Here is a 13952-nt window from a genome sequence, read left to right on the forward strand (position 1 = left end):
GATGAATACACCTCAGGTAACAAAATTAGATAATGGTCTGCGCATAATAACTGAGCAGGTGCGTGATATTGATTCCGTAGCTTTAAGCATACGAGTTGGTGTTGGCAGTAGAGCAGAAAGTGCAAAGCAAAATGGAATATCCCATTTTTTAGAACACATGGCTTTCAAAGGGACGAAGACAAGAACTGCCTTTGAAATTGCAAAAGCTTTTGATGACATAGGTGGAGTTTTCAACGCTAGCACCGGTAGGGAAAGCACCACCTATTATGCAAAAGTCCTCAAGAAAGACATAAAAACTGGTATTGATATATTAATAGATATATTGATGAATTCTACGTTTCCAGAAGATGAATTGGAACGTGAGAAGGGTGTTGTAATACAAGAGATTTTTCAAACTAATGATTCACCAAGTGACATTATTTTCGACAAATATTTTGAGGCAGCTTATAAAGACCAACCATTTGGTAGGTCAATCTTAGGCACGCAAAATACTGTAAAATCTTTTACTCGAGGAGATCTAGATAATTACATAAATGAGCATTACTTTGGTGAGAATATGCTATTTGCCGTTGCAGGAAATGTTGAACATGAAGAAGTTGTTGCATTAACCAAAGATTTTCTCTCAAAGATTCATTCTAAAAAGCTGAAAAAAAGCCAAAATGCGAGCTGTACTGGTGGTGAGTATTTAGAACATCGTAAATTAGATCAGGTACACTTGCTAATTGGTCTACCTAGTGTTTCTCGCCATGATGATAAATATCACACGTTTCAAGTGCTTGATTCTATATTAGGGAGCGGAATGTCATCACGTTTATTCCAGGAAGTAAGGGAAAAGCAGGGATTAGCTTACTCTGTTTATTCATTTAATTCCAGCTATACTAATACAGGAATATTTTCCATTTTTGCTGGTACAGACAGTAGTAACTTAGATAAGCTTTTAAAATCTATAACGACAGAGTTGAAGAAGTTGTCTACAGATGATCTGAAGGAAGAAGAAGTAAATAGAGTGAAAGAGCGAGTAAAATCCCAAATTTTAATGTCACGCGAAAGTGTTAGCTCACGTGCTGAAACATTGGGACACTACTACGGTAACTATAATAGGTACATCAGTAAAAATGAATTAATAGAAAAAATTAGTGCAGTTACCACTGCTAACGTAAAAAAAGCAGCAAAAGAATTGTTATCTCAGCATGAAAAAACCACTCTAGCTGCAATTGGAGAAATTGAATCATTGCCAAGTTACGATAAAGTGGTTTCTATGCTTAAAGCTTAGCGCATTCTATTATATTGATTTGGCTGCTTTACAATATAATTTAGCACAGTGATTAAAGAAGTGTAAGTTGAAACAATGTGCCATGAACCGGATATGCAAGAAATTATACGAATCTTCGACCTCCTCTTTCAATAATATTATTATTTCTATTTTGCGTAGCTTTTTCCGTATAATTTTTAGGAGGTACTGGTGGTGCAAGTGGTTTTTTGCTTACAGGGTTTGAGTCTATACCTTTCTTTTGCCGATGATAGTTCCGTGCTTCTTGAACGGTCTGAAATATAGGCTCTCCATCATTATAGTTTTCTCTCACAGAGTTTGAGTTTATGTCTTTCTTTTGCGGAGGATAATTCAATGCCTCTTCACGAGTCTGGAATATAGGCTCTCCATCATTATAGTTTGAGTTTATATTTTCCTTTTGCGAACCAGCGTTCAATAATTTCGATATCTCTCGCTCTAGGCTCTGTGGACAAAAAATATGAAGAGGGAGAAAAAAAGTGGCAGTTTAACCAAATGAACATAAAAATGGAGAAACTACCGAATGGAATATTATATAAAAGAAAGAAATTGGAAACAAATTTTAGAATTCATAAAAGGCATAAAAGGAATGCATAGTAAAGACGAAAAACGTTTAAGAATATTCATAGAAGCAGTGTGGTATATGGCGCGAAGTGGTTGCCAATGGCGACTTTTGCCGAAAATCTATGGCAATTACAGAAGTATACACAAACGATTTAAGAGATGGTGCGAAAGGGGTATTTGGAAAAATTTATTGGAGTACACAAAACAAGAGCCAGATTTAGAAGCCGTCATAATCGACGGTACGATCATTAGAGCCCATCCATGTTCGGCTGGATATACAAAAGATTCGAAGGATCAAGAGGCTTTAGGGCGAAGTAAAGGTGGCTTTACGACTAAAATTCATGCACTTGTTGATGCATTGGGAAATCCTTTAAAATTTATACTTATACCAATTCTCATTGTTGGTCATTCAAATAGGATACATAGCAGAGTTGTTTAATTGTGGAGTAGGTAAGAGAAGTAATAAATTTACACAAAGCACTCTCAAGCAAAGCAATAGTATCGTATATTTTATTGCGCAAAATGTTCTGTTTTACATACAACCAAAGCCTCTCAACTGGATTGAGTTCAGGTGAGTATGGTGGTAGGTATATAATCTCAATATTTTTAGGTACCTTTAAACTTTTCGACTTATGCCAACTAGCACAATCCATAACAAGAAAGGCTTCTCGTGGTCCCAAATATTGAGACATTTGCTCAAGAAATATATTCATACAATCAGTGTTGACATTCGGTGCAAACAAGCTAGAATTCTTCCCATTTCTAGGATTAACTGCACTGTAGAGATAAAAATTTTCCCTACCTAATTTTACCTTAACTTTTGTTCTGACGCCTTTTTTAAACCATCCATGCCCGGTCTTTGAATGTGTGCCAAACCGCGATTCATCGAAGAAAAACAGCTCTTTTTCAGAATACTTGCCAATAACTTCGTTGAGATTTTTTTTTGAATTCCTCTTATTTTCTTTTATCTTGTACATTGTGTACTGGTCTTGGTGTAATATAAGAGAATTTCATCTTTTGCATATAGCGGTGTACTGTAGATTTGCTAATATTTAAGCCGAACTTTTCCTGGATTCTTATTCTCATTTCTTTAATGGTAATATTAGGATTTTCTCCTACCCATGCTTCAACTTGCTGTAGTTGAGCCTGATTTAATTTAGTTTTTCTACGCCGTTGTGGAGGAGCAAACAATTTTTCTTCTCTGCCTAATTTCAAGAGTTTTATCCACGAAGTTAGTGCGCTTCTTGAAATGCAATATATTTTTGCTACAGCCGTTATACTATGCTTTTTTGCTGCAATTACAGCATTTAGTTTTTTTGCAACATATGCATTGTTCCTTACTTTCTTCAGCATTTTTTTTGCTGATTTTACTACTTCTTCATCCAATAATTTTGATCTTAGTGCCATTTATACCTCGACTATTTCACTTATTTCATTATGGCTTGTCTTCTATTATTGTCTATCTGTTTGCCGTGTAATGGGAATTGGTATTAGAATTTAATTTCTCCTGTTATGCTTGTAATGAAGGAGGTAGTGATGATGACGAGAATATTGCACATTCTATGTTGGTATATAAAGCAGAGAATGGTAAATACATATTTTTTGACCCTAATAGAGGAGCCGTTGGCTTTTGTCCTAATACAGGAGTTGCGAATTTTACATCAGAGGAAATTTGTAGGGCAGTAGAACTGGCTATAAATTTTTATTCATATAATATGTATATTGAAAATTCTCCAGACTATTGTGAGATTTACGTTACGCTTAGAAATGCAACATTAATGTTAAAGAAAGCTGAGGAACTTTATGAAACAACAGAAAGAACAAACTCAAAAATAATTGATATATCAGTTGATAACAACACTGGTAAATTGTTGCTTACACCTATAAATCTATAAATATGTACAATTGCTATAAAGATTTATGCATATGCCTTTATCTTTAAGATTGTTTACCAAGTATGAACATCAGCTCATCCCATTCTCTTTTACCAATATTACTTTCTTCTCTAGTAACGTTTTTCCCTTTAATTAATTTGCGAATTATTTCTAGACCAGTTCTTGAAATACAGGCTGATTCTAAGCAATATTCAATAAAGGCATTGTAGGCCAATGGGACCCATTTTTTTATTATATCCAGCATAACTTCTGCATAAACTCTGATTTCATATTGGGCATGCTTATCAGCTCTAAGCTTCAAAAAATGAAGGAGGTTATGCAGATCTATTTTCCAATAAAATTGCGTGTAGTAATTAAGCGTTAGATTAGTTCGGGCAATTTCTCTTGCAAGCCCCTGCTCAATAAATTTTTCATAATGAGAATATACTAAATTAGAGTCATTTGTTAGAGAATCCATTATTTCCTTTGAGGTGTTCGGATCAAAAGCTTCACCGCTACCTTGTTTATTATTATCAGATTGTTTTGCAATCTGTTCTGGTTTTGGTATATAAAATTCATTGTCAAGTATTGAATATCTTGCCGAATATTCATTTACATTTGCAGTTCTATGCCTTATCCATTGCCTTGCAACAAAAATTGGAAGTTTCACGTGAAACTTAATTTCACACATTTCAAATGGAGTTGTATGATGATGTCTCATTAAATACTTTATAAGTGCTTCATCCTGACTTATCTGTTTTGTTCCTTTGCCATAAGAAACACGAGCAGCTTGAACTATTGCGCTATCAGAACCCATATAATCTATTACTCGAATAAATCCATGGTCTAATACCTTATGCTCCTCGTACAGAATTTCATCTATTTCTTTCACTGTGACTCGTTTAGTTATTTCATTCATAGCATGTCCTCAAGATGAAATAGAGATATCAGCTCCACATGAATTAAGTTTTTCGTGCATTGCCTCATATCCTCTCCATAAATGATGCGAATTATTTATTGTAGTTTCTCCACTAGCTACCAAAGAAGCAAGTACCAAAGCTGCTGTTGACCTTAAGTCAGTGGCACACAGATTAGCTCCAGATAAGCTTTTTATTCCACTTATAGTAGCTTTGCTTTTCTCGATGCTGATATTAGCGCCTAACTTTCTCAATTCATCTGCATGTGCAAATCTGTTTTCAAAAATGTTCTCTTCAATTACTGATATCCCATCAGCGATGCACATTGCAGACATCAGTTGTGGTTGCATATCACTGGGAAAGTTGGGGTATGGATCTGTTGCAATGTTAGCAGACCTAATAGAGCAATTTTTTCTGGAAATCATAACCCCCTCATTATATAGTTCAACATTAGCCCCTATAGCCTTCAATTCATTCACAATACATCTTATATCAGATAGACTTATTCCTTCTAACTCCAACTTACCACCGGTTATTATAGCAGCTAGTGCATAGGTGCCTGCTTCTATGCGATCTGGTATTATTTTATGAACACATCCATTTAATTCTTCAACTCCTGTTATTGTGATCCTTGTATCACTAATCTCAATATTAGCACCCATTTTCTTTAGGAACTCTATTAAATCAAGAACTTCCGGCTCCGTTGCAGCATTGTTTATTATTGTCACTCCTTCTGCAAGTGTTGCTGCCATTATTACATTTTCTGTTGCACCAACGCTTATTTTCTCAAGTATAACTTCTTTTCCTTGTAGCTTTCCTTTCACTGTTGCAATTATATTACAGCCTTCAACTTCAATTTTAGCTCCCATTTCTTCTAATGCTTTGATATGCATATCAACAGGACGCTTTCCAATATTGCATCCACCAGGAAAGACTGTTATGATTTTACCAAATCTACTGAGAATTGGACCTAGCATTAAAAGAGATGCTCGCAGCTTACTTGCAGTTTCGTGTGACATTACGTGATTGTTGATATTACTGCAGTCAATTTCCAAAGTATGATTTGCTTTATAATCTTTATTGCGTGTAAAATTCACTTTCGCTCCAAGACTCTCAAGCAGCTTAGACATTAGATGCACGTCAATTAAATCAGGTACATTATGCAAAATTACCGATAAGCTACTCAATAGACTTGCTGCCATTATTGGTAAAACAGCATTTTTTGAGCCATTAATCTTGATTTTTCCGACCAGAGGTTTATGGTTACTACTTACTAATATTTTGTGCATTTAATTAAGCTAGATCTTACCAAATAAGTATAGTAAATCGACAGTAAAAGGCAAATTACAGATAATATAGCTATCACAGATCATAATGTTCGTACATTTTAGCTATTCAGCAGCAAAATTGATTACACTTGTCCAAAGATGAGCGATGCATTAGTGCCACCAAAACCAAACGAATTAGAAAGTGCATATCGAATTTTATGCTCCTGAGCTTTAAACGGTACAAAATTTAAATCACATCCTTCTGAAGGTTTATGTAAATTTAAGGTTGGCGGAATAATTCCATTATTTAACGCAAGAATACTGAATATTGCTTCAACGCTCCCTGCAGCACCAAGTAAATGTCCTATAGAAGATTTAGTTGAAGAAACAGGTATTTTATAAACGTAGTCACCAAATAACTGTTTCATTGCTATTACTTCAATTTTATCTCCAAGTGGCGTTGAAGTGCCATGTGCATTGATATATCCTACTTGATTTGGATTAATTTGCGCACTTTTTAAGGCAAGCTGCATTGCCTTAAATGCGCCTCTTCCTTCTGGATGTGGTGCTGTAATGTGGTGCGCATCTCCTGTGAGTCCGTACCCAACCAGTTCAGCATGTATTTTTGCCCCCCTTTTTTTTGCATGTTCGTATTCCTCCAGCACCAATATACCTGCTCCTTCACCCATAACAAAACCATCGCGTTCTGCATCCCATGGCCTTGAAGCTTCTTCCGGTTTATCATTGAATTTAGTTGATAATGCCTTCATAGAAGCAAAACCTGCAATTCCAACTCTACACAGTGCACTTTCTGCTCCACCTGCAATCATAATATCCGTCTCACCAAGTTTTATAGTTCTTGCTGAATTTATGATTGCATGCGCACCTGTTGCACATGCGGTTACTGCTGAATCGTTTGGACCTGTAAATTCATATTTAATAGAAATATGGCCAGATATCAAATTTATTAGACTTGCAGGGACAAAAAATGGACTGACACGTCTGGGCCCTTTTTCCTGCATGGTAATAACATTTTCCTGAATTGATGGTAGACCACCTATACCAGAGCCAATAGTCACACCAATACGCTCCCGATTGATATTTTGGCTTTCCAAAATTAATGAATCATCTACTGCCTGAATAGCTGCTGCAATACCATAATGGATAAAACGATCTGTCCTTTTTGAGTCTTTTTCAGAAATATAACCTACAGGATTAAAGTAATTCTCAATGTTATCGGATTGCACAGGCACCTGCCCTGCAACCTTACAAGCAAGATCAGAAGAGTCAAATCTATCTGCATTGATTGCTTTTATGCCAGACTCACTTTTTATTAGCCTTGACCAAGTATTATCAACATCTGCCGCTAGTGGAGTGATTAACCCGACACCAGTGACTACTACTCTTCTGCTCATTTAACACTAACTATTAGCCTTTTTTATTATTAATGTACTCAACTATTTGCTCCATAGTTTCCATTTTTTGTGCGTCTTCATCTGGAATTTCTATTCCAAACTCTTCTTCTGCTGCCATGATGATTTCAACTGCATCTAAGCTGTCTGTACCATGCTCCGAAAGCTTTGAAGAGCTGTTGAATTTCTCTACATCCTTACTAATGTGCTCTAGTATAATCTTTTTCACTTTTTCTTCTATGTCTTCTCTAGTGCTCTTTGCTAGTTCGCTATTCACATTTCTTACCAAAAAAATAACCTATTCTTTGATGTTATAAAAAATTTTTATGTTTGCAATATCTTTTATAACTGGTAAACTACAGTAAAGTTTTCTACTGCCCTAGCTGGCTAGCGTTACGTGCTAAACAATTAACAATTCAAAAAATGCTAGACGAAACAACAAAAAATTTGCTTATTGTAGAAGTAAATAAACTCTTACCCGAAAATAGCGAGAATAAGCTTATATCAGCTATGCGTTATATACTCCTTGCTCCTGCAAAACATATACGCTCCTTTTTAGTCGTAGCTTCATCGCGAGTGTTTAACGCGGAAGCTAAAAAAGTAATATCAGTTGCTGCAGCAATTGAATTTGTTCATGCTTACTCTCTAATTCACGATGATTTACCGTGCATGGACAACAGTGATACTCGCAGAAGCCAGCTAAGCTGCCATAAAAAATTTGATGAAGCAACAGCAGTGCTTGCCGGAGATGCACTACTCACTCTGGCTTTTGAGGTATTATCTTCGTTAAATGAGAAGCGCTGTGAGATCATAAAAGTTCTTTCTCAGGCAATAGGAATTAGGGGAATGGTGGGAGGACAGGCTTTAGATATTAACAGTGAGCATATAGATTTTAGCCCCCAACCCTCTGTCATCCCAGTGCTTGACACTGGGATCCAGAAGGCTTTGCCTACAAGCATTTCGTGCAAAAAGCCATGCGATGGTCGAGCTGAACATGAAATGGATTCCAGTGTCAGCTACTTGCATGACACCCTTTCTACCTTAAAACTACAACATTCGTACGGCTGTATGTATGACGCTGGAATGACGTCGGGCCAAGCTGATAAAATAAAAGAAATTCATTTGATGAAAACCGCAAAACTATTTGCAGCTTCATGTGAAATAGGTGCTATAATAGGGAATGCTACAGATAAGCAACGTAAAGCGTTATATAACTACGGGATAAACCTAGGGCTTATCTTTCAAGCTAAGGATGATATTGAAGATTACGAACAAGATAAAACAAATAATCTAATGTCTGTACTTGGTAAAAGTGAAGTAGAGGACTATATAGACGCCCTCTTTAAACAAGGCTTGGATAATTTGAGTGCGCTTTCAGGGGATACTAATTATTTATATGATTTATTGAATCAAGTAAGGAAAGATGGTTAGAAAAATTATATTACAAATGCTTATTTCCATAGTAATGATTCTCACTTTAACCTCTGCTTTTATGTTTACTATTGTCTATATAAACAAAGGTAAACCGGAAAAAAAGGACAAGCTTTATGAGATAAGTGCCACGCATGGTGGTTTGATACAGACAATAGCACATTATCTAGTGAAGCCAATACTTGAATCAGCACTCGACCGCTATATTGAAAAGCATGGGCTAACAGAATATTTAGAAGAAATGACGCAGCAAAAGGAAGAAGATTCGATAAATTTTTATGAAATTACTGAAGGCAGTGGCAGCAAGGCTTTCTGCGGCCTGGAAGTCCTACTGCAAATATATAAAATTTCTAATAATAACTTAACAACACTCCCTAGCAAAGTTTCTGATGTTACTTTGAAAATAGGTCAAGATGACCTAAAAGAAGTGGGTTTAGGGGTGATAGGTATGAAAGAAGGCGGAGAGCGTGTAGTTACTATTGCCAATGATAACAAAGTGAATTTTAATTCTTATTACGTCAAACTGATCGAAGTAAAGGATAAATATCCCGACTCAGTGAATAATCTGATGGTTTTTAATGACTTAATTAACAAGACTGGAAAACAAGTAAGGTGCGGTGATGAGATATCAGTTAAATATAGCGTAAAGGAGCATAATGGGGAATATATAGTCAAAGATCAAACAGTGCACTTTAGGGTTGGCGATAAAAAAATACCACTTGCTATAGAGCTTGGAGTTGTGGGAATGAGAGCTGGTAATAAAAGAACTATTCTTTCTCCGCCTGACCTTTTGACTATTACTGACGATATGTTAATAAAAGACATAGATTATGATGAAGAAAATATCTCAATAATTGACTTAAGCTTAGATATTAAGCAAGAGGTCGCAGCACACCATTCTACTGTTGAAAAACAGCCTAAAGAATATAGCTGAAAATTTTAGGCTTACTGGCTGACCTTCTGAACACTCTCTATACTACTTAAAGTAGGCTTTTTGTTTTTCCTAAAGTATAAACTTAGATAAATCAAGCTGCTTCGAAATTGACTCAAGTTTATCTTTTACATACTTGCTGTCTATAATGAATTTTTCGCTATTTTTCTCAGAAGCAATGAAACTTATTTCATCTAAAAGCTTCTCCATGATAGTGTGAAGCCTTCTTGCGCCTATATTTTCCACTTGCCTATTAACTGTAAACGCTATTTCAGCTATGGTTTTTATACCATCATCAGTGAACTCAAGCGTCACATTTTCTGTTTTCATTAAAGCTATGTACTGCTTTAACAAACTAGATTCTGGTTCCTTTAATATTCTTATTAAATCCTCTTGAGTAAGTGCCTTAAGTTCTACCCTGATCGGTAATCTGCCCTGCAATTCCGGTAAGAGGTCAGATGGTTTAGACTGATGAAAAGCACCAGATGCAATAAATAATATATAGTCTGTTTTTACATGGCCATACTTAGTTGTAACAGTTGTTCCTTCAAGTAATGGTAACAGATCGCGTTGCACTCCTTCTCTGTTTACTCCACCTTTTACTTCTGTATGTGCTGCAATTTTGTCTATTTCATCCAAAAATACTATACCGTCATTACTAACAAGATCAATGGCTTCTTTGATTATCTTATCTTCATCCATTAGTCTTTCACTTTCTTCATTAATTAATATTTCACGCGCTTCTTTTACCTTCACCGTAATAGTTTTTGTTTTTTTGCTCCCGTTAAACATCTTGCCCATTATTTTTGTTACATTCATCACACCAACTTGCCCACCTGGCATGCCTGGTATATCGAAAGTAGGTAACATACTCTTGCTCTCTCTGACGTTAATAGAAACTTCTCCGTTCTCAAACTCTTTATTCCTCAACCTTTCTCTAAAAATTTTTTTACTCTCTTCGGTTGCATCTTCGCCTACCATAGAGTTTACTATTGTTTTCTCAGCTAAAATTAAAGCCTTGTTAGCTAAGGCTTTACGGGCTTTCTCTTTAACTAAAACTATTGCTGCATCAACTAAATCACGTATTATCGAATCAACGTCACGTCCAACGTATCCTATTTCAGTAAACTTCGTTGCCTCAATTTTTATGAACGGTGCACCAGCAAGTTTTGCTAAGCGGCGAGCTATTTCAGTTTTACCAACCCCTGTATGACCAATCATCAATATATTCTTAGGTATGATTTCATCACGCAATGGAAATGGAACCTGATTGCGACGCCAACGATTTCTGAGCGCAATAGCAACAGCACGCTTTGCATCATCCTGTCCGATTATGAATCTGTCCAATTCTTTAACTATCTTTTGTGGTGGCAGGTCATCTAACAAAACTTGAGTACTGTCATTAACTTGAACATCGCTGTCATTTGAATCAAAACCACTCTTAGTATCTTTATAGAGGTCATCTTTTTCATCGTAGGTGTCATTACTACAAGACCGCCCTTCTGAAAGGGTTATAGGCTGATTGGAAAAATTAGTGCACAAAGTTTTTTGCTTGGAAGACATATCACTCCTCTATCTTTTCAATAACTACATTATGATTTGTATAAACACATATATCGCCAGCTATCTTCATAGCCTTCTTTGCAATCTCTTCTATTGATATTCCTTTAGTGTCAATTAAAGCTCTTGCTGCAGATAGAGCAAAATTTCCCCCAGAGCCAATAGCTGCGATTCCATCTTCAGGTTCAAGAACATCACCTGTTCCCGTAATTACTAATGAAATAGATTTATCTGCAACAATCATCATAGCCTCTAATTTTCTTAGATATTTATCCATTCTCCAGTCTTTTGCAAGTTCAACACATGCTCTCATTAATTGCCCTGGGTGCTTGTCAAGTTTAGATTCTAGTCTTTCAAAGAGAGTAAATGCATCGGCTGTTGCTCCAGCAAAACCGGCAATTACAGAATCACCGGAAAGACGCCTAACTTTTTTTGCTCCGGATTTTATAACAGTGTGGCCCAGTGAAACCTGTCCATCACCTATTACTACTACGCTTTTATCTTTTCTAATTGACAGTATAGTAGTTCCATACATTTTATTGTTATCGTGTTGAATCATTTTTCTATCACTTTAAATAAGAATCTCATTATACTTTAATCTTTAGTCAAATTTGCTAAATATGTTTAATTATAGCTTATAATATAATACCTTCCTTATAACATTTAAAGTGTAGATGCAAAACATAATTCGCCCAGATTTGGAAAAAAGTATAAAAAATTGGTTTGAGGCAAAATTTAACGGCCTTACATTGCCATTTTATAGCTCTATAGATCTTAGAAACTCCAGCTACAAAATTGCCCCAGTGGACGCTAATTTATTTCCTGCAGGGTTCAACAATCTAAGTGAGACATCAAGAGCAACAGCAGCAAAACTAATAAAAAGTTATTTTGAAACAAAACAATATAAAAAGACTCTTATAATACCGGAGAATTACACACGAAATAAAATGTATATAGAAAACGTATTTGTTATAGAGAAAGTACTGCAACTCGCAGGTTTTGAAACTAGAATTGGCCTCTTTCATAATGAAACGTACAATTTAATAGAACAGTATGAAACTGTTGTGAAAGAAAACTCTTTGCTGAAGACAACTTCAGGATTTGTGCCTGATGTTATTATACTGAACCGTGATATGACGAGCCACATTCCAGACACGCTAGAAAACGTAAAACAAGAGATAGTGCCAAGTCCATTATATGGCTGGCACAGTAGGCAGAAATTTCAATATTTTGAAATCTATCAAAAATTAGTGTCCGAATTTTGTGGCGAATTTAAAATGGACCCATGGCTTATTTCTGTGCTTACAGAAAGCTGTAATGGAGTTGACTTTAATGATGATTCATCACTAGGAGCAGTAGCGACTAAAGTTGACCAAATATTATCTCTAGTGCAAAAAAAATATGAGGAATATGAAATAAAAACACAACCTTACGTTTTTATCAAAGCAAGCAATGGCACATATGGGATGGGCATTATAACAGCAACAAGTGGAAAGGAAGTATTAAATCTCAATAAAAAAAAGCGTCATAAAATGAAAAAGATAAAAGAAGGAATAGCAATCAATAGTGTTATTATACAAGAAGGTGTACCAACCATTGACATATTTAAAAGCAGTTCTGCAGAACCGCTAATATACTATATAGGAGATACTCCAACATGTTACTTATACCGATGTAATAGCAGGAAAGATGTATATTCTAGCTTGAATGCCACTGACTGTGAGTTTCATGATGTTAGCCAGGTTGTGGAAGGTAAAATTCTGTCACTTTGGAGTATTGTTGGCAAATTAGCAGTACTAGCGTTGGCAGTAGAAATAAAATCTTTTCACCTCTAACCCTTACATTCCCACAGCGTTGCCATCGGGCAGATCATTACCATCATTACCGGGCTGAATATGGTTATGGCCAGCATTATCAAGTTCAGTAGAAGGATCAGTGCCATTACTAGGTTGATTGACAAGCTTATCGATGTTTGATACTAAATATGCTAGACTCAGTATTATACTAACTGTTACGCTTAAATTGAAATTATAGATTATGCCATTACCAAAGTTGATTGGTATGGTTGCAGTTTCCATTCTTTTTAATATGAAGCTTGACAAGCCCAATGACAAAGTTATTGTGCTGAAAATAACGTCCTTCCCATATTCAGCAGACTTTTCAGGATCCTTATTATCCAGATACTTCTTCCATGTATAATAACAGCTTATGAATTCTGAAAATAGAAATAGGACTGTTGATGTTAAACCAATATAACTTATTATATCTTTATTGTTTCCAGCTAAGAAATGAATGATTTTTGTCTGCATCAATATTCCTATGATACAGTGTGTCAAGAAGGCTAAGCTACCTATAACCTGTACCAGGTTTTTAGGTTCATCTTTATCATTTTGAGATTTATATCCAGCTAACTTGAGCCCAGAATGAAGAACGAGTAATGTTGATGTTGGTAATTTCATAAACTTGGCAATATCTGATACAGCAGAAATACTGGATCTGTTATTGTCAATAAACTCGCAACAAAATTGTAGTGAAATCTTACACAATATGCCTGTTAAACCTACTGCAATACAATACATCTTTCTAAGATCATGATTGTGAACATCATGTATACTTTGTGCGAACGTGCTCGATTTCTTTTTTGGCTTGCTTGACATAAAATAGTTAATAAAACAATAACCCCCTTTTATTCTATCACATAAAATCC

16 protein-coding genes are annotated in these 13952 nt (G+C 35.6%); 6 read left to right on the forward strand and 10 right to left on the reverse strand.

The annotated features are described in order from the left end of the window. Position 1 precedes the first annotated feature (1 nt). Positions 2-1273, forward strand: a complete 1272-nt coding sequence (locus ACWHVF_RS06350; RefSeq protein WP_064125009.1) for a M16 family metallopeptidase — start codon at positions 2-4, stop codon at positions 1271-1273. 103 nt (positions 1274-1376) lie between these two features. On the opposite strand, the gene ACWHVF_RS06355 is transcribed toward ACWHVF_RS06350, so the two are convergent. Together ACWHVF_RS06355 and ACWHVF_RS06360 are read right to left on the reverse strand one after the other, a co-directional pair. Further along, complete coding sequence (locus ACWHVF_RS06355) at positions 1377-1706, reverse strand: hypothetical protein (RefSeq protein WP_064125008.1); 330 nt, start codon at positions 1704-1706, stop codon at positions 1377-1379. After that, positions 1663-1791 (reverse strand): hypothetical protein, encoded by a 129-nt coding sequence (locus tag ACWHVF_RS06360; RefSeq protein WP_447933260.1) that lies wholly within the window; start codon positions 1789-1791, stop codon positions 1663-1665. The genes ACWHVF_RS06355 and ACWHVF_RS06360 overlap by 44 nt, the downstream gene beginning before the upstream one ends. Positions 1792-1811: 20 nt before the next feature. Here ACWHVF_RS06360 and ACWHVF_RS06365 point away from each other — a divergent pair, with 20 nt between their 5' ends. Further along, a complete protein-coding gene (locus ACWHVF_RS06365) occupies positions 1812-2291 on the forward strand; it encodes an IS5 family transposase (RefSeq protein WP_447933261.1) in 480 nt (159 codons plus the stop codon). On the opposite strand, the gene ACWHVF_RS06370 is transcribed toward ACWHVF_RS06365, so the two are convergent. Continuing rightward, a protein-coding gene (locus tag ACWHVF_RS06370) for an IS630 family transposase (protein ID WP_447933262.1) occupies positions 2248-3259 on the reverse strand; the annotation gives its coding sequence in 2 pieces (ribosomal slippage) (positions 2248-2808 and positions 2810-3259; 1011 coding nt in all). The genes ACWHVF_RS06365 and ACWHVF_RS06370 overlap by 44 nt on opposite strands. A gap of 77 nt (positions 3260-3336) precedes the next feature. Here ACWHVF_RS06370 and ACWHVF_RS06375 point away from each other — a divergent pair. Continuing rightward, on the forward strand, positions 3337-3747 hold the full coding sequence (locus ACWHVF_RS06375) for a hypothetical protein (protein ID WP_064125318.1): 411 nt from the start codon (positions 3337-3339) through the stop codon (positions 3745-3747). A gap of 43 nt (positions 3748-3790) precedes the next feature. Here ACWHVF_RS06375 and thyX read toward each other — a convergent pair whose 3' ends face one another. From thyX to acpP, 4 genes are all read right to left on the reverse strand, one after another. Then, positions 3791-4645, reverse strand: a complete 855-nt coding sequence (gene thyX / locus ACWHVF_RS06380) for an FAD-dependent thymidylate synthase (RefSeq protein WP_064125317.1) — start codon at positions 4643-4645, stop codon at positions 3791-3793. A gap of 9 nt (positions 4646-4654) precedes the next feature. Beyond that, entirely contained in the window at positions 4655-5932 is a 1278-nt protein-coding gene (murA, locus tag ACWHVF_RS06385) for a UDP-N-acetylglucosamine 1-carboxyvinyltransferase (RefSeq protein ID WP_064125316.1), read from the reverse strand. Positions 5933-6054: 122 nt separating this feature from the next. Further along, the gene (gene fabF / locus ACWHVF_RS06390) at positions 6055-7326 is read right to left on the reverse strand and encodes a beta-ketoacyl-ACP synthase II (protein WP_064125315.1); all 1272 of its coding nucleotides are present in this window, start codon (positions 7324-7326) and stop codon (positions 6055-6057) included. A 13-nt stretch (positions 7327-7339) separates the two neighbouring features. Further along, entirely contained in the window at positions 7340-7600 is a 261-nt protein-coding gene (acpP, locus tag ACWHVF_RS06395) for an acyl carrier protein (RefSeq protein ID WP_006279836.1), read from the reverse strand. A 146-nt stretch (positions 7601-7746) separates the two neighbouring features. Between acpP and ACWHVF_RS06400 the strand changes: the two genes are divergently transcribed. Continuing rightward, positions 7747-8754, forward strand: coding sequence for a polyprenyl synthetase family protein (locus ACWHVF_RS06400; protein WP_064125314.1), 1008 nt, complete (start codon positions 7747-7749; stop codon positions 8752-8754). Then, positions 8747-9688, forward strand: coding sequence for an FKBP-type peptidyl-prolyl cis-trans isomerase (locus tag ACWHVF_RS06405; protein WP_064125313.1), 942 nt, complete (start codon positions 8747-8749; stop codon positions 9686-9688). The genes ACWHVF_RS06400 and ACWHVF_RS06405 overlap by 8 nt, the downstream gene beginning before the upstream one ends. Positions 9689-9757: 69 nt before the next feature. On the opposite strand, the gene hslU is transcribed toward ACWHVF_RS06405, so the two are convergent. Continuing rightward, complete coding sequence (gene hslU / locus ACWHVF_RS06410) at positions 9758-11248, reverse strand: ATP-dependent protease ATPase subunit HslU (RefSeq protein WP_064125312.1); 1491 nt, start codon at positions 11246-11248, stop codon at positions 9758-9760. 1 nt (position 11249) lies between these two features. Then, entirely contained in the window at positions 11250-11804 is a 555-nt protein-coding gene (gene hslV, locus ACWHVF_RS06415; protein WP_064125311.1) for an ATP-dependent protease subunit HslV, read from the reverse strand. A gap of 115 nt (positions 11805-11919) precedes the next feature. Between hslV and gshA the strand changes: the two genes are divergently transcribed. Further along, on the forward strand, positions 11920-13080 hold the full coding sequence (gene gshA, locus ACWHVF_RS06420) for a glutamate--cysteine ligase (protein WP_447933263.1): 1161 nt from the start codon (positions 11920-11922) through the stop codon (positions 13078-13080). A gap of 3 nt (positions 13081-13083) precedes the next feature. On the opposite strand, the gene ACWHVF_RS06425 is transcribed toward gshA, so the two are convergent. Next, positions 13084-13902, reverse strand: coding sequence for a hypothetical protein (locus ACWHVF_RS06425; RefSeq protein WP_064125528.1), 819 nt, complete (start codon positions 13900-13902; stop codon positions 13084-13086). Between the last annotated feature and the right edge of the window lie 50 nt (positions 13903-13952).

This window comes from Wolbachia endosymbiont of Dactylopius coccus (genome assembly GCF_977011065.1).

Coding starts and splice junctions, on each gene's coding strand:
- ACWHVF_RS06400 (WP_064125314.1), top strand. CDS start 7,747: ATGCTAGACGAAACAACAAAAAATTTGCTTATTGTAGAAGTAAATAAA.
- fabF (WP_064125315.1), bottom strand. CDS start 7,326: ATGAGCAGAAGAGTAGTAGTCACTGGTGTCGGGTTAATCACTCCACTA.
- thyX (WP_064125317.1), bottom strand. CDS start 4,645: ATGAATGAAATAACTAAACGAGTCACAGTGAAAGAAATAGATGAAATT.
- ACWHVF_RS06425 (WP_064125528.1), bottom strand. CDS start 13,902: ATGTCAAGCAAGCCAAAAAAGAAATCGAGCACGTTCGCACAAAGTATA.
- hslU (WP_064125312.1), bottom strand. CDS start 11,248: ATGTCTTCCAAGCAAAAAACTTTGTGCACTAATTTTTCCAATCAGCCT.
- ACWHVF_RS06405 (WP_064125313.1), top strand. CDS start 8,747: ATGGTTAGAAAAATTATATTACAAATGCTTATTTCCATAGTAATGATT.
- murA (WP_064125316.1), bottom strand. CDS start 5,932: ATGCACAAAATATTAGTAAGTAGTAACCATAAACCTCTGGTCGGAAAA.
- ACWHVF_RS06365 (WP_447933261.1), top strand. CDS start 1,812: ATGGAATATTATATAAAAGAAAGAAATTGGAAACAAATTTTAGAATTC.
- hslV (WP_064125311.1), bottom strand. CDS start 11,804: ATGATTCAACACGATAACAATAAAATGTATGGAACTACTATACTGTCA.
- ACWHVF_RS06360 (WP_447933260.1), bottom strand. CDS start 1,791: ATGTTCATTTGGTTAAACTGCCACTTTTTTTCTCCCTCTTCATATTTT.
- gshA (WP_447933263.1), top strand. CDS start 11,920: ATGCAAAACATAATTCGCCCAGATTTGGAAAAAAGTATAAAAAATTGG.
- ACWHVF_RS06350 (WP_064125009.1), top strand. CDS start 2: ATGAATACACCTCAGGTAACAAAATTAGATAATGGTCTGCGCATAATA.